Origin of the sequence: Beijerinckia sp. 28-YEA-48, from assembly GCF_900104955.1 — a bacterium.
In the GTDB taxonomy this organism is placed as follows: Bacteria; Pseudomonadota; Alphaproteobacteria; order Rhizobiales; family Beijerinckiaceae; genus Terripilifer.
In genome coordinates, this window is record NZ_FNSI01000001.1 from 153653 (window position 1) to 174683 (window position 21031).

Sequence of the window (21031 nt, forward strand, 5' to 3'; positions counted from 1 at the left end):
AAGCCAGTTGTCTTGAAGCAGGACGCGCGGCCGACCGACCCTCCGTCAGCCAGCCGCGCGTGACTTTAAGCGATCAGACGCTGACCACTTTGCCGGGATTCATGATGTTGAGTGGATCGATGGAGCGTTTCAGCGTCCGCATCAATTCGAGCGTCGCGGGCGAATGCTCCTTGAGGAGATATTTCATCTTCGCCTGGCCAACGCCGTGCTCGCCGGTGCAGGTGCCTTCCATGGCGATGCCACGCAGCACGAGGCGCTCAAGGAATTGCTCGGTGCGGGTGACCTCGTCCTTGTCGTCCATGTCGACCAGCAGGTTGACGTGGAAATTGCCGTCGCCGACATGGCCGAGGATCGGCGCCACGAGTTTCGACTCGGCGAGGTCGCGATAGGTTTCCTCGACACAATCGGCCAGGCGCGAGATTGGCACGCAGACGTCGCTGGCCAGCGTCTTGGCGCCGGGGCGCAGGGTGAAGCCGGCCCAATAGGCATCGTGGCGCGCTTGCCAGAGCTTGGTACGATCTTCGGGTTTGGTGGCCCAGGCGAAATCGCCGCCGCCGAATTCCTGGGCGATTTCACCGAAGCGTTCCGCTTGTTCCTTCACGCTCGCGTCGGTGCCGTGAAACTCCAGCAGCAGCAGCGGCTCTTCCGGCAGGCCGAGCTTGGAATGCAGGTTGACGGCGTGCACCATGAGTGCGTCCAGCAATTCGATACGCGCCACCGGCAGGCCGCTCTGGATGGTGGCAATGGTGGCGTCGCAGCAGGCGCGCACGGACGGGAAAGTGCAGACGCCAGCCGAAATCGCTTCGGGAATGCCGTAAAGACGCAGAGTGATCTCGGTGATGACACCAAGCGTGCCTTCGGCGCCGATGAAGAGGCGGGTCAGATCATAGCCGGCCGAGGATTTCTTGGCGCGGCTCGCCGTCTTGACGATCTCGCCGTCGGGCATGACCACGGTGAGGGAGAGCACATTGTCCTTCATCGTGCCGTAGCGCACCGCATTGGTGCCAGACGCACGCGTCGACACCATGCCGCCGATAGAGGCATCGGCGCCGGGATCGATGGGGAAGAACAGGCCGGTGTCGCGCAGATATTCGTTCAGTTCCTTGCGGGTGATGCCCGGCTCGACGACGACGTTGAGGTCTTCCGCGTGAACGGCGACGACGCGCTTCATCTGCGACAGATCAATGCAGATGCCGCCGTAGGGCGCGTTGACATGGCCTTCCAGCGACGTGCCGGTGCCGAAGGGAATGACGGGCACGCGATGGAGGGCGCAGAGCTTGACGATCTCGACCACTTCCTCGGTCGACTGCGCGAAGACCACCGCGTCAGGCGCCTGGTTTGGCGTCCACGTGAGGGTATGGCCATGCTGCTGGCGCACGGTCTCATTGGCCGAATAGCGATTGCCGAATTTTTTCGACAGGGCGTCGCGCACGGCGTCGATGGAAGCCTGGGGCGGACGCGTGGTGGCGATGGTCTGGTGCGTGTTCAAGAGCGCTTCCTGATGTCGGTGTCGAAGAGCGACCTTAGAGGGGTTGGCGCGGCGGAACAATCCGCTTTGGCCAGGCGGCTGATTTGGCCAAATGGCTTAATTCGGGCGGTTGCGCCAGGCGCTGGCGCTCACGCCAAAGCGGCGTTTGAACAGCCGGCAGAAATGCGAAAGGTCGTTGAAGCCGGCGCGATAGGCGATCTGGGAAATGTTCTGGTTGCCCTGGCGCGGATCGCTCAGCGCCTCGCGGCAGGTTTCGAGGCGCCGTTCGACGATCCAGTCGCCAAAGCTCTGGCCGGTCTTTTCGAAACGCATATGCAGCGTGCGGAGCGAAATGCCGAAACCGCGCGCGACGAAGGCGGGGGAAAGCCGTGGGTCGAATAGGTTGCTGCGACAGAAGGCGAGGATGTTCTCCAATTGCACGTCCTGGTCGGGCCGGCCGGTCTCTTCGGCCCGGGTCGAAAGCGCCAGCAGGTTATAGAGATTTTCGACGAGCAGATTGGCTTCGATGCTGGGTAAGGTGTCGCTACCGACCAATTGGCGGATATGTTGCCTTGTCATATCCAGATAGGGCGCGCGCGCATCGATCTTCAACGTGCGCGATCGCTTGAGCCAGGGAATACGCGGTTCCAGCACGCTGCTGGGCACAATGGCGATGAGCCGTTGGACCGGCGCTTCGAACCGCATCTCGAACGGCCGGCGGCTGTCCATGATGGCGATTTCGCCAGGGTCGAGAGTGAAGCGCGTCTCGTCCTGGGCGATGAGGCTTTGCCCCTCCACTTGCAGGCTCACCAGATAGGTCGGCTCGTCCTCGCGCCGGATATGCTGGGGCCGGCGCAGGATGCGGTGCCGTTGCGAGTGGAATTGCGCCACCTTGAAGGCGCCATAGTTGCGCGCGGCGATCCTGGCTTGAAAGTGTGGCGGCGCTTCGCTTTCCGGCGAGACGTTGAGAATGGTCCGGCAGACGATTTCCCGCCAATAGGCGAGGCGGTCCACCGTTCGCATCGTCTCGCTTGCCCATGTCGTGCTGTTCACAGCCATCTCTCCGGAGCCGGAACAGCAGCTTACACCAAGTTTCAAAACGGAAATATCCATTCTGCAATTTCATCCGGGGCGTAAAATCCGGGTTGCGCTGGTGGTCAAATCGGCTGCGCGCTCGTCCAAGCCTGGCGGGCCCATTTTTGCGAGGCTGGCGCGTTAATCAAACGGCGTCGCCAGTGGCATAGAATGCGGACAAATTTCACCCCTGAGCAATTGCAGAGGCCGGAGATCGCGGAGGCGAACGGTATTCTCGAAACCTGTGTCCACTATGGGTTTTGCACCAATGCCTGTCCCACCTATGTGCTGACCCGCGACGAGAACGAGGCGCCTCGCGGCCGCATCGACCTGATCCGCGAAATGCTGGAACTGGGCGGCGCGCCGAAGCCCGAAACCGTCGGCCATCTCGACAATTGCCTGTCTTGCCTCTCCTGCATGACCACCTGCGCGGCGAAGGTCGACTATGTGCATCTGATCGACCGGGCCCGCGTCCATATCGAGGAGAACTATCGGCGTCCTGTCGGTGAGCGGCTTTTGCGTAGCGCGCTCGCCCGCATTTTGCCCTATCCGCGGCGTTTTCGATGGGCGCTGGCGCTGGGCCGCTGGGGCACGCATTTGCGCGGCATGATGCCCGCCCTGTTGCGGCCGCTTCTCGACATGGTGCCCGTGGAGACGTCGACGGAGATTCTCGCGCCGCAGATTTTCAAGGCTGAAGGCGTGCGTCGCCACCGCGTCGCGCTGTTGGCCGGCTGCGCGCAGCAGGTGCTGAACAGCCATATCAATGCCGCCACCATTCGCCTGTTGCAGCGCCACGGCTGCGAGGTGGTGATTACGGCGGGCGCTGGCTGCTGTGGCTCTCTCACCTTGCATATGGGACGCGAGGGGGACGCCAAGGCATCGGCGCGCGCCAATGTTCTGGCCTGGCAGCGGGAGATCGCGCAGGGCGGTCTCGATGCGATCATCGTCAACGCCTCGGGCTGCGGCACGACGGTGAAGGACTACGCCCATCTGCTGGCGCGCGATCCCGACATGGCGGCGCCGGCGCGCGCGATCGCGGCCTTGGCCTGCGACGTCACCGAGTTTCTCGCCCGGTTGGGACTGCAAGCACCGGTCGAGCCCCGCGCCTACAAAGTCGCCTATCACGATCCCTGTTCCATGCAGCATGTGCAGAAGGTGATCCGGCCGCCGCGCGATCTATTGCAGGCGGCGGGCTACCGCGTGCAGGACATCGCCGAAAAGCATTTCTGCTGCGGCTCGGCTGGCACCTACAATCTGTTGCATCCGGCGATGGCCGAGCGGTTGGGCCAGCGCAAGGCCGGCCATATCGCCAGCGCCGATCCCGACATTCTGGCGACGGGCAATATCGGCTGCATGACGCAGATCGGCCGCTATCTGCCGCTGCCCGTCGTCCACACGGTGGAACTGCTCGATTGGGCGACCGGCGGGCCAAAGCCAGCGGCTTTGCTGGGCCGCGTCCTGCGGGCGCCACCGCCAGCCTCCGTAACAACCAAGACGTCAGCATCTCCAGAGACGGACGGTTTCTGGTAGCGGGATAGAGGAGAAACCCATGGATCCGGCATCATTTGAGGCTTTCCTTGGCGCTGTGGCGCACAGCGTCGGCGCTGATGCGATCAATGTCAGTCGCGAGACGATCACGCGCTATGGCGAGAACACCATGCCGGGTGGGGATCGCCCGCCAGCGGCGGTGCTGTCTCCGTCGACGACCGCGCATGTGCAGGCGATTGTCCGGGCCGCCAACGCTCACCGCATTCCGCTCTACCCGATCAGCACCGGCAACAACATCGGCCTCGGCAGTCGCTCGGCGACATTGGCGGGCCAGGTGGTGATCGATCTCGGCGCGCGGATGAACCGCATTCTCGAAGTCAACGAGCGGCTTGGCTATGCGGTGGTGGAGCCTGGCGTCAGCTATCAGATGATGCACGACGAGCTGGTGCGGCTCGGCAATCGCTACATGGTCGACGTGACGTCGGGGCCGCCGCAAGGCGGCATCATCGGCAATGCGCTCGATAAGGGCGCTGGCTATGGGCCTTATTTCGATCACTTCGGCACGGCCTGCGGCATGGAAGTGGTGCTCGGCAATGGCGAAATACTGCGCACCGGTGACGGGGCTTTGGCGAGCGACACGCTGACCAATTGGCATACGTCGAAATATTCCTATGGGCCTGTGATCGATGGCCTGTTCGCCCAATCGAACTATGGCATCGTCACCCGCATGGGCATGTGGCTGATGCCGCGCCCGCCGGCGGTGCGCAGTTTCCATTTCGCCTTTCCCGATGATGGCGATCTCGAAGAGATCGTCGAACTCTGCCGCCCGCTGAAAATGTCGAATTTCGTGCCGACGTTGTTTCGGGTCGCCAATGATGTTTATCTCTGCGGCTCGGAGGGCGAGAGCGCCGAATATCGCTCAAGCAATGGCCGCAAGGCGGTCAGCGATGAAGGCCGTCGCGCCTTGCGCGCCCGCCATGGCCTCGGCGCATGGACGGTGTCCGGCGCTTTCTATGGACCCAGCGCCGAGGCGGTGGAACCGATGATCCGCCGCGTGCGCGATGTCTTCGAGCGCTCCGGCAAAGCCAAATACATCCCACATGACGAGGCGCAGGCGATCGGGCCGCTGCAAGTGGCGATCAACGCTTTCTCCGGCGTGCCAAGCCATGGCGAACTCGGCCTGTTGAAATGGCGGCCGGGCGGCGGCAACACCTGGTTCCTGCCGGGCACGCCCATGGACGGCAAGGTGGCCAATGAATTCCAGGCCCTGTGCCGCAAGATCTATGGGGATCATGGCCTCGACTACATGGTGATGAACGTGTGCAGCGCGCGCTTCGCCCGTGGCCTGCATGTCATCGTCTTCAATCGCGAGGATGAGGACGAGTGCAGGCGCGCCGACGCCTGCTACAAGAAGATGTCGGAAGCGGTGGCGAGCCGTGGCGTCTTCGTCGGCCGCGCGCCGATCGATTATCACGCTTTCCACATGCAGCAGACGGCGGCGAGCTTCCAGGGTGCCTGCAACGGCATCAAACAGGCGCTCGACCCCAATGGCGTGATCGCGCCGGGGCGCTATGGCATCGGGTAGAAGCGTTGCGAGGCCTCGGTGTCATCAAGTCAGTTGAATATGCCACAGCCTTGGTGTCATCCCGGACGACTGCGCAGCAGGCGATCCGGGACCCAGGGGCGTGTGGTAGAGTGAGGGCCGACGAGGCCATCAAGAATCCACCCCATGCAGCATTCTTATTGGGTTTATATTTTGGCGAGCGGTCGCAACGGTACGCTTTACACGGGCGTCAGCAACGATCTAGCCTGGCGCGTTTATGAGCATAAAACGAAAGCCATCCCTGGCTTCACGGCTCGCCATGATGTTTCGAAGCTCGTTTGCTACGAAGAGCATAGCGAAATCGATGATGCGATCGCACGCGAGAAGAAGCTCAAACGTTGGCGGCGGGACTGGAAACTGCAACTGATCGAAGCGGTCAATCCGCAGTGGAATGATTTGTATGAGACATTGAATCCCTAAAGCTGTCGATGGGTCCTACCACGCGCCCCTGGTTCCCGGATCGCGCTTTCAGCGCGTCCGGGATGACACCAAGGTTTTGGGAAAACGATGGACGTTGAAGAATAGTCCAGCACCTCGGTGTCATCCCCGACAGCCGCGTAGCGGCTGAGCGGGGATCCAGGGGCCAGCGGACAAATGTGGCTTGAGGGTTCAATAGCCCAGGCAGCGTTTGGCAGGAGGCGGATGCGCGCGGCGATCCATCTGTCGGGCGGCTTTCACGTGCTGATGGCGAACTCTCCGGTAACAGGATTCTGGCCGAACAGGTGCGCTTGCTGGTGGCGCACACCAGCCTCATCGTCAATCTGTTCGAAAACCAGGCCGGCCTCGCCGGCTGGCACGACCACCACGACGATCTCATCGGTCCTTGCGAAGCCGGCCGCGTTGACGAAGCGGTGGCGCTGATGCGCGCACATATCGTCGAGCTGGAGGAAAGCCTGGCGCTTATCGCAGGCGGCCGGTGGCGTTCGATAGCTGGGGGTGTTTGCGGTGGAGTGAGGGGGGAAGAAGGCCGAGACTGACAAGACGACGCAGACCAATGCAGTAGCTTACAAGAAATTGCGGATATAGCGGATGTCCGAATATCGGCCGTTGTTGAAATCAAGATGGATTTCATTGAGGCATGTCCGGAGAGCGTGAAGGCGGGACAGAAGCCGAAGATGGGGTGAGTGCTTGTTGATTTGACGATTGACCGTCGGCTGTATGGCCTTCGTTTATTTGTGTCAGTATTTTTGTTGTTCCTTTGACAATGGCCTTAAGCAGATTTGCCTGGTCTTCGGTGATTTCTGAGCTAGTTAGATGTTTTTTTGCTGCTTCAAACAAAATAGAGAGATCGTAGAACTCATTGGGAGGTTGCTCCCGCATTGTATATCGTCGTGGAGTTTCTCCGATGCTGTACGATACGAGTCCTATCGCAGTCTTTGCCGTGAATATGGCATTTTCCGTCATACCTTTGGAGAGCCACGCTCTGGGCGCGTCGTTTCCTCTTAATTGACCCCAAGCTCGTACGATATCGAAGTAGAATGGTGCTTGCGCAAGAGTCCCATCCGCTTCTGCTGCCTCGATTTTTGATATTAATATTTGCCCTAGCTGCTCAAAGTCATTGGATGTGATTACAAGCGCTTCCTTTGACTGAGCTGCAAATATGTTTAGTTCTCGCCCTCTATCAGCATAAATGTCTGCCATAAAAGCTGGCGAGGTTGCCGAACCAAATGCCTCGATGAGGTGCCTACCTGCCTGTTCTAGCCCCCATTGTTCCAGTAAGTTTCGAACGAGAAATCCGACCTGTGCTCGAGGAGACAATTCAAACATATTGCCGTCCGATTCCATTTTAATTATATCTTCTCCAACCGAGAAAATTGCATCGAGAAGAGCTTGTGTCGGCTGGGGAGGATTACGAGAGCGGAACTGCACCCGTAGTTCCTCAAGAAGCTTGGAAATCATTAATTCATGGCGACTATTCTTTTTGAACAAATAGGTACGAAATACTTTTTCAATGTTGGTCGAGTTATTCTCTCGTTCGATTAGAGTCGTTACTAGAGAGTTAGATATTGCGTCAGGAGATGGATGAAGCCCAAAGTAGGTATCGTATCCAGCCTCACTGCCAATCCCCCGTCGCTTTGCAACTTCAATATCGGTTTCTCCGCCAAAGGAATTTTTGTCTCCAAGCAATTTTTCTAAGTGAGGAAACAGAACCGAAAGGATGCGTAAAATCTGCGGGCTGACGTCACCAACAATGCGACGCTTCAGAATTTCGATAGCTTCGTTTTTTAGTTCATCATCTGCTAGAATAAAACGGCCGTCATTAAAAATGAAGTCGCGATTATCTCTGAGCCAATAAAAGGCTGCAGCATCGAATAAGCGTAGACCTTCCATCGCCAATAGGTCTTGGCGATCCAGTTCTCCTTCAATCGCGGGCCACGCAAATTTAATCGCATTGGCAGTTCGTATTATATCTCGAGGAGATTGAATCCAGCGTCGTATGCCGTCTCGTATAATAAATTGCCATCGAATTGAATCTGGAGTGTCTTGGAGAAGAAAGGCTATCTCCTCGTCCAACAAGGTGAGCAATGCGTTCTGTGAAATTTTGGGGAGTTCGATTTCTTGTTGGACTATTTTCTCTGCAAAACGCGGGCCCGGGCGGTTTGTCGTTTGATCCAGCGCGGCCCAAATGATTTCGCGATCGTATGATAGTAGGTAAACGACATTTGGTAGGCGCCCAATACTTTTTACCATCTGCATAATGGCTCTAACATCGTCGTCATTCAGACGATCAATGTCATCAATGGTAACGACAAAGCGCCTATTGCTTCGACCAAGTTGTTCTTTAAGGCTTTGATATGCGGCTTGTAATGATGGTTCCTCGAGGAATTTGCGAATTAATGCATTGATGGATTTCTTCGCTAAACCTTGTGCGAGCTGTGACGCAGTGCCGCCAGTTGGGTCTACGCTGAGAGCAACAGTGGCGGCGGCATCAACCAAGTTGTCCGTCTTGCCATGTAAAAAGTGCACGAGCCACTTCCATAGCCGCGCAAATGTACCCTCTTTCGGTCCTAAGTTTTCCGATAAAATTTTGAAGAACGCTACAATAAGGTCTTGGTGGCCAGATACGATCCACGGTCTGAAGTCTATGTGAGAAATTTGATCGTCTTCATTCTCTGCATTGTGCTTTTTGAGGTATGCTAAAATGAAATTGATTGCAGTAGATTTTCCACTTCCCCATTGGCCGTGTAAGCCAATTACGTAACCATTCGGCGCAGCCAAATCGATCAAAACTCGAGAGATGCGTTTCGCAAATGGCGCGTAGCCTAGTCGGTCATCCTGCCACGGGTTTTCTTTTGGTAGATCGTCGCCGAAGACGTGCTTTTTGTCTGAGGTCATTTTTGGGATCTCGGCGTTAGATGGCTGCCAAGTATCGTAAGGGGAATATTTTCAGGAAGGCAGGGACACACATTAACTATCCCCAGCTTGACCTCCCCCATTCCTTCCTCTAAAAACAGCCCCCACAACCGGAGTGCCTCACGTGGCCCGTAAGCTTATTGTAGTATTGTCAGCGCCGCAGCAGGGACGGGGGTAACCCCCGGCACTCCCTCCATAGGCGCTGATCCCGAAGGCCCCCTCAGAGGGCCTTTTTTGTTGCCTAAATTCCAAGAAACCACGAATAAAACCGCAGAGAACGACCAGAATTAAGCCGTTGGAGCGTATCATGAGCAAGCAGATGACCGGCGCGGAGATGGTGATCGAGGCCCTGAAGGATCAGGGGGTCGATACGGTGTTTGGATACCCGGGCGGCGCCGTCCTCCCGATCTATGACGCCATGTTCCACCAGAATTTCGTCAAGCACGTTCTGGTGCGCCATGAGCAGGGCGCGGCCCATGCGGCCGAGGGCTATGCCCGCTCCACCGGCAAGGTCGGCGTGTTGCTCGTCACCTCCGGCCCCGGCGCCACCAATGCGGTCACCGGCCTCACCGACGCCTTGATGGATTCCATTCCCCTGGTCTGCCTGACCGGCCAGGTGCCGACCCATCTCATCGGCTCGGACGCTTTCCAGGAGGCCGATACGGTTGGCATCACCCGCCATTGCACCAAGCATAACTATCTGGTGCGCTCGATCGAGGACCTGCCGCGCATCCTGCACGAGGCTTTCCATGTGGCACGCTCGGGCCGGCCGGGCCCGGTTGTCGTCGATCTGCCGAAGGACGTGCAGTTCGCCACCGGCGCCTATCAGTTCCTGCAGAACATCGAGCACAAGACCTATCGTCCCCGGTTGAAGGGCGACGAGGCCAAGATCGAGGCCATGCTGGATTTGATGGCCAAGGCCAAGCGGCCGGTGTTTTACACCGGCGGCGGCATCATCAATGCCGGGCCGAAGGCGTCGGAACTGCTGCGCGAATTCGTCCAGCTGACCAATTTCCCCATCACCTCCACCTTGATGGGGCTCGGCGCCTATCCGGCCTCGGGCAAGAACTGGCTCGGCATGCTGGGCATGCACGGCACTTATGAAGCCAACAACACGATGCACGATTGCGACCTGATGCTGTGCATCGGCGCGCGTTTCGATGACCGCATCACCGGCCGGCTCGATGCCTTCTCGCCGGGCTCCACCAAGGTGCATATCGATATCGATGCATCGTCGATCAACAAGAACGTCAAGGTCGATATCGGCATCATCGGCGATTGCACCCATGTGCTGGAACAGGCGATCGTCAGCTGGAAAGCGCGCAAGCTGAAGAGCGACGCGGCGGCTTTGGCCGAATGGTGGAAGCAGATCGACCTCTGGCGGGCCCGCAAGTCATTGGCGTTCCGCACCTCGAAATCGACCATCAAGCCGCAGCTTGCTGTCCAGCGTCTGTATGAACTGACCAAGGGCCGTGACACCTTCATCACCACCGAGGTCGGCCAGCATCAAATGTGGGCGGCGCAGCACTACCATTTCGAGGAGCCGAACCGCTGGATGACGTCTGGCGGTCTGGGCACCATGGGCTATGGCCTGCCGGCGGCGGTTGGCGTGCAGATGGCCCATCCCAAGGCCTTGGTCATCGACATCGCCGGCGAAGCCTCGGTGCTGATGAACATGCAGGAGATGTCGACGGCGGCACAGTATCGGCTGCCGATCAAGATCTTCATTCTCAACAACGAATATATGGGCATGGTGCGCCAGTGGCAGGAACTGCTGCATGGTGGGCGCTATTCGGAAAGCTATTCGGCGGCGCTGCCGGACTTCGTCAAATTGGCGGAAGCCTATGGCGCCAAGGGCATCCGCTGTGACGATCCGGCCAAGCTCGACGACGCCATCCGCGAGATGATCGATTTCCCCGGTCCGGTGATCTTCGACTGCCTCGTCGACAAGGAAGAGAACTGCCTGCCGATGATCCCGTCGGGCAAGGCCCATAACGAGATGATCATGCCCGACTTCGCCAGTGATATCGGCTCGGTCATCGACGAAAAGGGCAAGATGCTCGTTTAGGGTTCGGTGCGGAGGGGGGCTCCGCGCCAAAACTGAGGAACAACCCCATGCAAGCGGCATAACTGGGCGCTTAGCCCGACTTTTTAACGGAACAAAATCATGAGCGTCCCGGCTTCTTTGTCCCCCTATTCGTCCTCCACCGGCAAGGCCAACACCGTGCGCCGGACCTTGTCGGTGCTTGTCGACAACGAACCAGGGGTTCTTGCCAGGGTCGTGGGACTGTTTTCGGGACGCGGCTACAATATCGAGAGCCTGACGGTTGCAGAAGTGGCCCATGTCGAACATTGGTCGCGCATCACGATCGTCACCTCGGGCACGCCCGAGGCGATCGAGCAGATCGGCCATCAGCTCGAACGCATCGTGCCGATCCATAAGGTGACGGACCTGACCCTGCGCGGGCGCGCGATCGAGCGCGAACTCGCCATGATCAAGGTGCGCGGCAAGGGCGACAATCGGGTCGAGGCGTTGCGCCTGGCCGAGGCTTTCAAGGCGAAAGTGGTCGACGCGACGATCGAGAGCTTCATCTTCGAGCTGACCGGCAATTCGACCAAGATCGACGATTTCATCGAGATCATGCGGCCGCTTGGTCTGGTCGAGATCGCGCGCACGGGCGTCGCCGCCATCGAGCGCGGCGCTGAGGCCGGTTAGTGTGACCACCGAACTCGCTCTCGCGGCGGCTGCCTTCTGCTTCGCGGGGGCGCTGACGCCCGGACCTAACAATGTGATGCTACTCGCCTCGGGCGTGAACTTCGGTTTCGCCCGCACGGTGCCGCATATGGTCGGCGTCGTCGCCGGCTATGCCTTTCTGATCCTGGTGATCGGCATGGGGCTGGGCCAGACGGTGGTGGACCATCCCGTCGCCTTCGAGGCGCTGCGCGTCGCTGGCGCCGTTTATATGGTCTGGCTGGCCTGGAAGATCGCCACCACGCGCGGCGGCCCCAAGGACGATGGCCGCGGCTCGCCGCTGACCTTCTTTCAGGCGGTGGCCTTCCAATGGGTCAATGTCAAAGGCGTGCTTCTGGGGATCAGCGGCGTCGCCGCTTTCACCCGGCCGAGCGACTTTACCGTCACCTTCACGGTTCTGCTGGTCCTGGCGACGTTGGCGACCCTGGTCTCGGTGCTGGTCTGGACGTCCTTCGGAACTGGCCTGCGCCGGCTGCTGGCCGATCCGCGCAAGGCCCGCGTTTTCAATGTGGTGATGGCAGTGTTGCTGCTCGCTTCGCTCTATCCGATGCTGGTGGAGGTGCGATCCTAACCCAAAAATCACCCGGGCAGGCGCCCCCGGCCATGCGGCCGCCGCCTGTCACCTTTGACGCAGGCTCCGGGGCCGCATAGAACGGCGCCCGAACGGGGCCGGACGGCATGGAATTCTGCAATCCCGCTTTAGAAATCCCCGCGCGGCCCCGCCGCGCACCAACCCGAGGAAGACGCTGACAATGCGCGTTTATTACGATCGTGATGCGGACATCAATCTGATCAAGGGCAAGAAAGTGGCCGTCGTCGGCTACGGCTCGCAAGGCCATGCCCATGTGCTCAACATGCGCGACAGCGGCGTCAAGGACGTGGTCGTTGCCCTGCGCAAGGGCTCGCCGACGGCCAAGAAGGCCGAGGGCGAAGGCCTGAAGGTGATGGACGTCGCCTCGGCCGCCAAATGGGCCGATGTGGTGATGATGCTGACGCCGGACGAACTCCAGGCCGACATCTACCGCGACGAACTCGCCGCCAACATGAAGAATGGCGCCGCGCTGCTCTTCGCCCATGGCCTCAACGTGCATTTCAACCTGATCGAGCCGCGCAAGGACATCGACGTGCTGATGGTCGCCCCGAAGGGCCCCGGCCACACGGTGCGCGGCGAATATCTCAAGGGCGGCGGCGTGCCGTGCCTGATCGCCATCCATCAGGATGCCTCGGGCAATGCCCATGACCTCGGCCTCAGCTACGCGTCGGCCATCGGTGGCGGCCGCGCCGGCATCATCGAGACCAACTTCAAGGAAGAGTGCGAGACCGATCTGTTCGGCGAACAGGCCGTGCTCTGCGGCGGCCTCGTCGAGCTGATCCGCGCTGGTTTCGAAACCCTGGTCGAAGCCGGCTACGCGCCGGAAATGGCCTATTTCGAGTGCCTGCACGAAGTGAAGCTGATCGTCGACCTCATCTATGAGGGTGGCATCGCCAACATGAACTACTCGATCTCGAACACCGCCGAATACGGCGAATATGTCACCGGCCCGCGTATCATCACCGCCGAGACGAAGGCCGAGATGAAGCGCGTCCTCACCGACATTCAGTCGGGCAAGTTCACCCGCGATTGGATGCTGGAAAACAAGGTCAACCAGACCTCGTTCAAGGCGACCCGCGCGCGCAACAACGCCCACCAGATCGAAGAAGTCGGCGCCAAGCTGCGCGCCATGATGCCCTGGATCACCAAGAACAAGCTGGTCGATCAAGAGCGTAACTAAACTACGCAACTAAAGTACGCTTCTCTGCCGCCGTCGGGCCTGTTACAGCAAATCTCGTTTCGACAGAAACATGATTTTGCTGCGGGTCCGGCGGCGAGCGGGGAGGGACTGTTGCGGGCAGGGAGCGTGACCAGGTGAGCGCAGATAAAACTGCCGCTGCGGTATCCCTGTCCGGCGTCGCTATCTCCTTCGGGACCGGCGCCAAACTCTATCGCGCCGTGGCCGATGTCGATCTGACCGTTCAGCCTGGCGAATTCGTCGCCATCGTCGGGCCCACAGGCTGCGGCAAATCCACTCTTCTCAATGTTGCCGCCGGCCTGCTGGCGCCAAGCGCCGGCACCGCTGAGGTCAGCGGCCGCAAGGTCGAGGGCATCACCCGCGCGGCGGGCTATCTGTTCCAAGCCGATGCGTTGATGCCGTGGAAGACGGCGCTCGCCAATGTCGCCGTCGCCCTGGAAGTGGCCGGTGTCGGCCGCGCGGAAGCGCGCGAACGGGCCTTGGCCTGGCTGGCGCGGGTGGGCCTGAGAGGTTTTTCGGAGCGCTATCCGCACCAGCTTTCGGGCGGCCAGAAGAAGCGCGTCGCGTTGGCGCAGATGCTGATCCGCGATCCGGCTATTTTGTTGATGGACGAGCCGTTCGGTCCGCTTGACGCGCAGACGCGCGCCCTGATGGGCGATCTCCTGCTGTCGCTTTGGCAGGCCGACCGCAAGGCGGTGCTGTTCGTCACCCATGATCTCGATGAAGCCATCGCGCTCGCCGACCGGGTGGTGGTGATGTCGGCGGGGCCGGCCTCGCACATCATCGCCGATCATCGCATCGATCTGCCGCGCCCGCGCGAGATGGTCGACATTCGTCTCGATCCGCGTTTCCACGCCCTGCAAAGCGCCATCTGGCGTGACCTGAAGGCGGAAGTCATGCGCGCCTATGGCGATGAATTCGCCGCCCTGGGCTTGGGCAATATGGGTTTAGCCAAAACGACAGGTGCGCCATGAAACGCACGACGCTGCTCGCCTGGCAGATCGGACTGGCCATCGCCATCATCGCTGTCTGGCATGTGTTGACCACCTATCCTGTTATCTCCGAAGTGAAGCAGGCGCGCTTCTTCTTTTCGACGCCGGTCGATGTGGCGCTGCGGGTGTGGCGTTTCTTCGCCACCGGCATGATTTGGCGGCATCTGTGGATCACGCTGCTGGAAACGCTGCTCGCCTTCGGCATCGGCTCGATTGCTGGCATCGTCATCGGCTTCTGGCTGGCGCGTCAGCCGCGCGTCGCCGCCGTGCTCGATCCGTTCGTTAAAATGGCCAATGCCCTGCCGCGCGTCGTGCTGGCGCCGATCTTCATGCTGTGGTTTGGCCTCGACATCTGGTCGAAAGTGGCGCTCGGCGTCACCCTGGTGTTCTTCATCGTCTTCTTCAACGTCTACCAGGGCGTGAAGGAAGTGAGCCCGGTGATCCTGTCGAACGCGCGCATGCTCGGCATGAACGAGCGGCAGCTGTTTCGCCATGTCTATTGGCCTTCCGCGTTGTCGTGGATGTTCTCGTCGTTGCACACGTCGATCGGCTTCGCGCTGGTGGGCGCGGTGGTCGGCGAATATCTGGGTTCGGCCGCGGGGCTCGGCTATCTGATCCATGAGGCGGAAAGCACGTTCGATATGACCGGCGTTGTCGCCGGTATGGTGGTGTTGTCGGTCGTGGTTGTGCTGATTGACTGGCTGGTTACACTGATCGAGGTTCGGTTGCTGGCCTGGCGGCCGGAAGGGACGGCCCAGGGCGCTTGAGGGAGCGCGGGCCAAGCAGGAGGGAAAAGAATGAAGCGTCGCAGTCTGTTGGCTGGTGTTCTCGCCGTTGGTTTGGCGTCAGCTTTGAGCGTGCCGTCCTGGGCGCAGAATTTTCCGACGCGTCCCGTAACCGTCGTCGTGCCGTTCGCCGCCGGTGGTTCAACTGATATCGTCGCGCGCGTCATTGCCCAAAAAATGAGCGAGCTTCTTGGCCAGTCGGTGGTGGTGGAAAACCGCGCTGGTGCTGGTGGCAGCACGGGTGCTGCCGCCGTGGCGAAGGCCGCGCCCGATGGCTATACGCTGCTGCTGGCGACCGTTGCGACCCATGCCATCAATCCGGCGGCGTTCAAGAAACTGCCGTTCGATCCGGTGAAAGACTTTGAATCGGTGGCGCTGCTCGCCTATGTGCCGAACGTTCTCATCGTGACGAACAACCTGCCGGCCAAGGATGTGAAAGAGCTGATTGCGTTGCTGAAAGCCAATCCAGGCAAGTACAGCTATGCCTCGTCGGGTGTCGCCACGCCGCTGCATCTCTCGGGCGAGTTGTTCAAAACGCTGACGCAGACGGAATACGTCCATGTGCCCTACCGCGGCGGTGGTCCGGCGCTCGCCGACCTGATCAGCGGCCAGGTGCCGATCATGTTCGACAATCTGCCCTCGGCCATCGAACAGATCCGCGGTGGTGGCGCGCGCGCCTTGGCGGTGACGACGAAGGAGCGCAGCCCGGCCGCGCCCGATGTGCCGACGATGATCGAAGCCGGTGTGCCGGGCTATGAGACCTATACGTGGAATGCTTTCCTGGCGCCGGCCAAGACGCCGAAGGCGGCGATCACCGTTCTCAACGATGCGGCGAATAAGGCCGTGCGCGATCCGCAGGTGAAGCAGAAGCTGGCCGATCTCAGCGCGATGGCTGCAGGCTCGACGCCTGAAGAACTCGATGCCTTCATCAAGGCGGAACTCGCCAAATGGGCGCCGATCGTCAAGGCGGCCGGCGTCTCGTTGGACTAAGCGCCTGGGTTAAGCGAAGAGAGCGGCATCGCGGAAAAGCGATGCCGCAACAGCGGGAGGAAGAGATGACCATGTCGAAGACGTTCGGATTGTTGGTGGCGGCATCGGTTGCCGTTGTGACGTTCACGACGCAGATCAACGCGCAGGCGCAAACGGCGCTGGAAAAGCCGAACATCAAGCTCGGCGTCGGCGGCAAGGCGCTGCTCTATTATCTGCCGCTGACGATTGCCGAGCAGAAGGGCTTCTTCAAGGACGAAGGGCTGAACGTCGAGATCCAAGATTTCGCCGGCGGCTCGCGTTCGCTGCAGGCGCTCGTCGGCGGCTCGGTCGATGTCGTGACCGGCGCCTACGAGCACACGATCCGCATGCAGGCCAAGGGGCAGGACGTTCGCGCCGTGCTCGAACTCGGCCGCTTCCCCGGTATCGCCGTGGCGGTGAAGAAGGGCGTCAAATGGGACGGTCCGGCTGATTTCAAAGGTATGAAGATCGGCGTTACCGCGCCGGGCTCATCGACCAATATGCTGATGAATTTCATCATGGCGAAGTCAGGGCTAGCGCCATCGGACGCGGCCTATATCGGTATCGGCTCGGCGCAATCGGCCCTGGCGGCGATCCAGAAGGGCGAGATCCAGGCGATTTCCCATCTCGAGCCGGTGTTGTCATTCCTTGAACGTTCCGGTGATGTGCGCGTCGTTTATGACACGCGCACGGAGGAGGGCACGCGGGCGTTGTTTGGTGGCTCCAATCCGGCGGCGGTGGTCTATCTCAAAGCGGACTTTGCCGAGAAATCGCCGCGCACCACCCTGGCCGTGGTCAATGCGCTCTACAAGGCCTTGGTCTGGCTGAGGACCGCGACCCCGGCCGACATCGCCGCTACCGTGCCCGAGCAGTATCTGCTGGGCGACAAGGAGCTTTACATGCTGGCGGCGAAGAATTCGCAGCCGTCCTATTCGCAGACCGGCCTGATCCCGCGCGAAGGCATGCAATCGACCTTCGACATGCTGGTGAAATTCGACCCGGAAATGAAGGACGCTCAGGTGGACCTTGGCCGGACCTTCGACGACCGCTTCGCCAAAAAGGCAGCGGAGACGGTGAAATAGCTGTTTTGGAAATAGCTGTTTTGATGGCAGCTTCCCGATCCCGGCCGCCAGGCTTGGGGATCGGGTTAAGCCCGTATTAATGGCCCCGCGCTAACCTGACGCCCGCCGCGATCGTGCCCGATCGCGCCCTGCTGCGCGGGACAGGCCCTTGACCGACGATATAGCCCTTTACGCGAACCAGCGCGCGGCGTTGCGGAATGCGGCCGGTGTGCGGCTCATCGATTTTACGCGCACGCTGCAGCCGAAGTATCGCGTCGTTTATCGTGACATTGGGTTAGGTTATCTGGCTCTCATCTTGTCCTGCGTATTGACGGCAGCTTTGCCGTCCGTTGGCGTGCCATGGTTGCTGGCGGCGGTGATCGGGGCCGGGTTGATCGGTTCCGCGATTGCTTATCTGCAACTGTTCATACATGAGGGCGCGCATTACAATCTCGCGGCCGATCGCAGGCGTAGCGACCTAGTCTGCGATCTGCTTATCTCGTGGATGGCCGGTACAACAGTCGCCAACTATCGTTTGGTGCATTTCCGCCACCATCGCGAACTTGGTAAGCCCGACGATAGTGAACATACCTATTTCTTCGCGCTTGATCCTCTGTTCATTTTGAAATCATTGACGGGATGGCGGGCGCTGGAAGTCTTGCTGTTTCGTCGTGGCATCGCGGTGTCGCCAAGCGAGGGGCGCAGGCCTGGAGTTTCTTGGCCGGTGATTTTGGGCGCATTCTTCCATCTCGCCGTTGTCGTCTTGAGCCTTGCCTTCCACCAATGGTCCTTGGCGTTTGGTTGGATCGGTGGCGTCGTGATCGTCTTTCCCTTCCTCGGGGCCTTGCGACAGTTGCTCGAACATCGTCGTCCTGATGCGGGAGCTCATGTCGATTACTTTCGAGAAGCACACGGTGCCTACAGTCGCCTGTTTAGCGATGGGCCGATCGACGCGATTGTCGGTGGCGCAGGATTTAACCGGCACCTGCTGCATCATTGGGAACCGCAGTTGTCCTATACCAATTTGCCAGAGCTGGAGCGGTTCCTGCTAGAGACGCCGCTCCGCGATCATCTAGTGTCGCGTCGAAGCACGTATTGGCGCACGTTCCGTTCGCTGCTGACCGCTGGATGAAACATGAGCGATGATTCTGTAGCGTGTCCGTTGTGCAAGAAAGGGGGCGCTTCGCTTTGGGCCACCGCGCACGACATTGAATATTTCACCTCGACGAACGATTTCGATTTCTATCGCTGCGAAGCTTGCGACGTGCTGTTCATTTCGCCGATGCTGAGCAGTGATCTTTCCACGATATATCCGAAGAACTATTATTCGTTCGCAGGTCAGAAACCGAGCTTGGTGCAACGCATAAAGCAGGTTTTGGATCGCCGCGCATTTCGCGCTGTGAGCGCGGAAATACCCGGCCAGGATCTTGCAGCACTTGATGTCGGCGGTGGTTCCGGTTGGCTGCTTAATCAGTTGCGGCAAGTTGACGATCGGTTCACCCACACATGCGTTGTTGATATCGACCCCGGGGCGGGAGCTCTAGCTGAAGCGGCGGGACATCGCTTCGACCTCGGATCGATCGAGGATTTTTCAGCCAATCGCTCTTTCGATCTGGTGTTCATGTTAAATCTTATCGAACATGTGGCCGATCCTGAGCGTGTTTTACGTAAGGCCGCGGATATGCTGTCGGCTAACGGGCGCCTACTTCTGAAAACGCCAAACTTTGACGCCCTCGATGCCAGGCTCTTTCGCCACCATTCATGGGCTGGGTTGCACACGCCTCGGCATTTTGTGCTCTTTACACGCGAAAGCCTCGTCGATCTTTGTCTCCGCAGTGGTCTTGAGGTGGTTTCATTCCATTATACCCAAGGTGCGCCGTTCTGGAGCGTTTCTGTCCTCGACCTGCTCCGTCGCGCGGGGCTTGTGAAGGTCGATGCAGCCCGGCCTGCCGTGATGCATCCGCTTATTCCTCCGCTCCAGGCGTTATTTGCCGCGTTCGATTTCTTGCGACGGCCATTTGCTCGATTGTCGCAGATGGAACTCGTTCTCCGTAAGATATGATCAGGGGCATCGATGACGATCTCCTCTGTTTCGCAAATGATCCGACAGGAACGAGACGCTCGGATTGATGCCAAGATCGGCTGCGCCCTCATTATCATTCTGTGCGGCGTCGCCATCTGGTTACGTTTCCTTTTGCCGATGAACACCGACACCAGCTGGCTCATCACCGTGTCGGATCTGGTTCTCGACGGTAAGAAACTCTATGTCGATGTCAGCGAGACTAACCCGCCAGCTTCGGTCTGGATCTATCTGCCCATCGTGGCGCTGGCCCGTTTGCTGCACGTCGCGCCCGAACCGCTCGTCATCACGTGGATCTTCGCGCTGACGGCGATGAGCTTGGGGCTGGCTGCTGCCATTCTGGCGCGCGCCGGTTGGCTGCAACGCTATGATCGGCTGCTGCTGCTTGCGCTGGCGATCGCGATATTCACCATCTTACCCGGCAACGCATTTTCCGAGCGTGAGCATGTCGCTACGCTGTTCTGCCTGCCGTTCCTGGCGGCGGCGGTGGCGCGTGTCGAAGGTCGAGCGCTCAGCTGGCCATTGCTCATTGCGGCTGGCCTCTGCGGTGGCATCGTGGTGATCATTAAGCCGCATTTCGTTCTTAGCGTTGAGCTGCCGGTTCTGGTCGCTCTTGCTGCGGATCGGCGCTGGCGCACGCTCCTCAGTCCTGAAAATATGATCGCGGGCCTGCTGACGATTGCTTACGTGGTCAGTACTTTCGTGTTCTATTCGGACTATTGGACAGTGACCATGCCGGTCAACGCGGCAATCTATCTGCCGGTTGCGCGCATGGGGGACGCCCTACAGTCGGTTTACTTACCGCTCTTGGGGGGATTGATCCTGAGTGCGTGGTTGTTCTCGGGCAGGCACTTCCTGCGTCATCCGGCAGTGATCGTGTTTGCGGCAGCGATCGGCTTTTGCATCGCTTTTGTCATTCAGGGTAAGCTGTGGTCCTATCAGATCTATCCGGCGATCTCGCTTGGATTGATGGGCGCTGCATTGGTCGTGATCGATCGCGGATTGTCGTGGCCCGGCGGTTGGCTGCGTCTCGTCTTCCATCCGGCCGTGGTGGCCGCCGTGACGGTGGCGATTTGCGCGCCTCTGTTCTTTCTTCATTTTCACTATGACAGGCTTGTTGAGGCGATCGCGAAACTGCATCCGCATCCCACCCTGGCGATCGTTTCCGGTGACATTGCGCTCGGGCATCCGACCACCCGCATGGTGAACGGCCGTTGGGGCATGACCCAATGGGCGTTGTGGACCGAGACCTATGGCCTTCAGCTGCGCTGGAAGTTTGGTAGCGACCCTGCGTTTCGGAAGAGGCTGAGCACGATTGAGGCTATTGAGAAAGCTGATATGGCGACCTTTCTCACCGATCTACGTCGCAATCGGCCGGATATTCTCCTCACCTTCCGGATGGAAACAGACCTGCGGGCGCATATTCGTAACTTTCCTGGCATAGCGGAGGAATTGGATCGCTACGAAATCGTCGACACGGTGTCGTTGGTTGATCAGCCGGAGGGGGTTGTCGATATTTTGCGCCGCCGGCCAGATGCGCCAATTTCCTCCGATCTGCGATCATAGAAGCGGCGAA

At 59.7% G+C, this 21031-nt stretch carries 18 protein-coding genes; 14 read left to right on the plus strand and 4 right to left on the minus strand.

What is annotated here, in order from left to right; genetic code table 11:
- Window positions 1-73: 73 nt before the first annotated feature.
- Together BLW50_RS00695 and BLW50_RS00700 are read right to left on the minus strand one after the other, a co-directional pair.
- The gene (locus tag BLW50_RS00695; RefSeq protein ID WP_090696185.1) at window positions 74-1489 is read right to left on the minus strand and encodes an FAD-binding oxidoreductase; all 1416 of its coding nucleotides are present in this window, start codon (window positions 1487-1489) and stop codon (window positions 74-76) included.
- Between the two features lie 96 nt (window positions 1490-1585).
- On the minus strand, window positions 1586-2521 hold the full coding sequence (locus BLW50_RS00700) for a helix-turn-helix domain-containing protein (RefSeq protein WP_170849911.1): 936 nt from the start codon (window positions 2519-2521) through the stop codon (window positions 1586-1588).
- A 192-nt stretch (window positions 2522-2713) separates the two neighbouring features.
- Here BLW50_RS00700 and glcF point away from each other — a divergent pair, with 192 nt between their 5' ends.
- From glcF to BLW50_RS00715, 3 genes are all read left to right on the plus strand, one after another.
- Window positions 2714-4072: a glycolate oxidase subunit GlcF gene (glcF, locus tag BLW50_RS00705; protein ID WP_090696187.1), complete on the plus strand. Its 1359-nt coding sequence runs from the start codon at window positions 2714-2716 to the stop codon at window positions 4070-4072.
- Between the two features lie 19 nt (window positions 4073-4091).
- A complete protein-coding gene (locus BLW50_RS00710; RefSeq protein WP_090696188.1) occupies window positions 4092-5615 on the plus strand; it encodes an FAD-binding oxidoreductase in 1524 nt (507 codons plus the stop codon).
- A gap of 144 nt (window positions 5616-5759) precedes the next feature.
- Window positions 5760-6053: a GIY-YIG nuclease family protein gene (locus tag BLW50_RS00715; protein ID WP_090696189.1), complete on the plus strand. Its 294-nt coding sequence runs from the start codon at window positions 5760-5762 to the stop codon at window positions 6051-6053.
- A gap of 254 nt (window positions 6054-6307) precedes the next feature.
- Here BLW50_RS00715 and BLW50_RS30950 read toward each other — a convergent pair whose 3' ends face one another.
- Together BLW50_RS30950 and BLW50_RS00725 are read right to left on the minus strand one after the other, a co-directional pair.
- Window positions 6308-6628: a hypothetical protein gene (locus tag BLW50_RS30950; RefSeq protein WP_244544090.1), complete on the minus strand. Its 321-nt coding sequence runs from the start codon at window positions 6626-6628 to the stop codon at window positions 6308-6310.
- A 73-nt stretch (window positions 6629-6701) separates the two neighbouring features.
- Window positions 6702-8969: a KAP family P-loop NTPase fold protein gene (locus BLW50_RS00725; protein WP_090696191.1), complete on the minus strand. Its 2268-nt coding sequence runs from the start codon at window positions 8967-8969 to the stop codon at window positions 6702-6704.
- A 325-nt stretch (window positions 8970-9294) separates the two neighbouring features.
- Here BLW50_RS00725 and BLW50_RS00730 point away from each other — a divergent pair, with 325 nt between their 5' ends.
- The 11 genes from BLW50_RS00730 to BLW50_RS00780 all read left to right on the plus strand — a co-directional run bounded on the left by BLW50_RS00730 (window position 9295) and on the right by BLW50_RS00780 (window position 21021).
- Complete coding sequence (locus tag BLW50_RS00730; protein ID WP_090696192.1) at window positions 9295-11055, plus strand: acetolactate synthase 3 large subunit; 1761 nt, start codon at window positions 9295-9297, stop codon at window positions 11053-11055.
- A 99-nt stretch (window positions 11056-11154) separates the two neighbouring features.
- Window positions 11155-11703, plus strand: coding sequence for an acetolactate synthase small subunit (ilvN, locus tag BLW50_RS00735; RefSeq protein ID WP_090696193.1), 549 nt, complete (start codon window positions 11155-11157; stop codon window positions 11701-11703).
- A gap of 1 nt (window position 11704) precedes the next feature.
- A complete protein-coding gene (locus BLW50_RS00740; protein ID WP_090696194.1) occupies window positions 11705-12310 on the plus strand; it encodes a LysE family translocator in 606 nt (201 codons plus the stop codon).
- 181 nt (window positions 12311-12491) lie between these two features.
- Window positions 12492-13511, plus strand: a complete 1020-nt coding sequence (ilvC, locus tag BLW50_RS00745) for a ketol-acid reductoisomerase (RefSeq protein WP_090696195.1) — start codon at window positions 12492-12494, stop codon at window positions 13509-13511.
- Between the two features lie 134 nt (window positions 13512-13645).
- Window positions 13646-14503, plus strand: a complete 858-nt coding sequence (locus BLW50_RS00750; RefSeq protein WP_090696196.1) for an ABC transporter ATP-binding protein — start codon at window positions 13646-13648, stop codon at window positions 14501-14503.
- On the plus strand, window positions 14500-15288 hold the full coding sequence (locus tag BLW50_RS00755; protein ID WP_090696197.1) for an ABC transporter permease: 789 nt from the start codon (window positions 14500-14502) through the stop codon (window positions 15286-15288). Before BLW50_RS00750 ends, BLW50_RS00755 begins: the two co-directional genes overlap by 4 nt.
- A 30-nt stretch (window positions 15289-15318) precedes the next feature.
- Window positions 15319-16296, plus strand: a complete 978-nt coding sequence (locus tag BLW50_RS00760) for a Bug family tripartite tricarboxylate transporter substrate binding protein (protein ID WP_090696198.1) — start codon at window positions 15319-15321, stop codon at window positions 16294-16296.
- A gap of 65 nt (window positions 16297-16361) precedes the next feature.
- Window positions 16362-17396 carry an ABC transporter substrate-binding protein gene (locus BLW50_RS00765; RefSeq protein ID WP_090708515.1) on the plus strand — a complete coding sequence of 345 codons (1035 nt, stop codon included), beginning with the start codon at window positions 16362-16364 and terminating at the stop codon, window positions 17394-17396.
- A 148-nt stretch (window positions 17397-17544) separates the two neighbouring features.
- Window positions 17545-18507, plus strand: coding sequence for a fatty acid desaturase family protein (locus BLW50_RS00770; protein WP_090696200.1), 963 nt, complete (start codon window positions 17545-17547; stop codon window positions 18505-18507).
- A 3-nt stretch (window positions 18508-18510) separates the two neighbouring features.
- Window positions 18511-19437 (plus strand): class I SAM-dependent methyltransferase, encoded by a 927-nt coding sequence (locus tag BLW50_RS00775; RefSeq protein WP_090696202.1) that lies wholly within the window; start codon window positions 18511-18513, stop codon window positions 19435-19437.
- 12 nt (window positions 19438-19449) lie between these two features.
- On the plus strand, window positions 19450-21021 hold the full coding sequence (locus BLW50_RS00780; protein ID WP_139267405.1) for a hypothetical protein: 1572 nt from the start codon (window positions 19450-19452) through the stop codon (window positions 21019-21021).
- The last annotated feature ends 10 nt before the right edge of the window (window positions 21022-21031 follow it).

Bases quoted from the DNA above. Each gene is read 5' to 3' on its own strand.
- glcF (WP_090696187.1), top strand. From the start codon at position 2,714: ATGCGGACAAATTTCACCCCTGAGCAATTGCAGAGGCCGGAGATCGCG.
- BLW50_RS00710 (WP_090696188.1), top strand. From the start codon at position 4,092: ATGGATCCGGCATCATTTGAGGCTTTCCTTGGCGCTGTGGCGCACAGC.
- BLW50_RS00715 (WP_090696189.1), top strand. From the start codon at position 5,760: ATGCAGCATTCTTATTGGGTTTATATTTTGGCGAGCGGTCGCAACGGT.
- BLW50_RS00725 (WP_090696191.1), bottom strand. From the start codon at position 8,969: ATGACCTCAGACAAAAAGCACGTCTTCGGCGACGATCTACCAAAAGAA.
- BLW50_RS00730 (WP_090696192.1), top strand. From the start codon at position 9,295: ATGAGCAAGCAGATGACCGGCGCGGAGATGGTGATCGAGGCCCTGAAG.
- ilvN (WP_090696193.1), top strand. From the start codon at position 11,155: ATGAGCGTCCCGGCTTCTTTGTCCCCCTATTCGTCCTCCACCGGCAAG.
- ilvC (WP_090696195.1), top strand. From the start codon at position 12,492: ATGCGCGTTTATTACGATCGTGATGCGGACATCAATCTGATCAAGGGC.
- BLW50_RS00755 (WP_090696197.1), top strand. From the start codon at position 14,500: ATGAAACGCACGACGCTGCTCGCCTGGCAGATCGGACTGGCCATCGCC.
- BLW50_RS00760 (WP_090696198.1), top strand. From the start codon at position 15,319: ATGAAGCGTCGCAGTCTGTTGGCTGGTGTTCTCGCCGTTGGTTTGGCG.
- BLW50_RS00765 (WP_090708515.1), top strand. From the start codon at position 16,362: ATGACCATGTCGAAGACGTTCGGATTGTTGGTGGCGGCATCGGTTGCC.
- BLW50_RS00775 (WP_090696202.1), top strand. From the start codon at position 18,511: ATGAGCGATGATTCTGTAGCGTGTCCGTTGTGCAAGAAAGGGGGCGCT.
- BLW50_RS00780 (WP_139267405.1), top strand. From the start codon at position 19,450: ATGACGATCTCCTCTGTTTCGCAAATGATCCGACAGGAACGAGACGCT.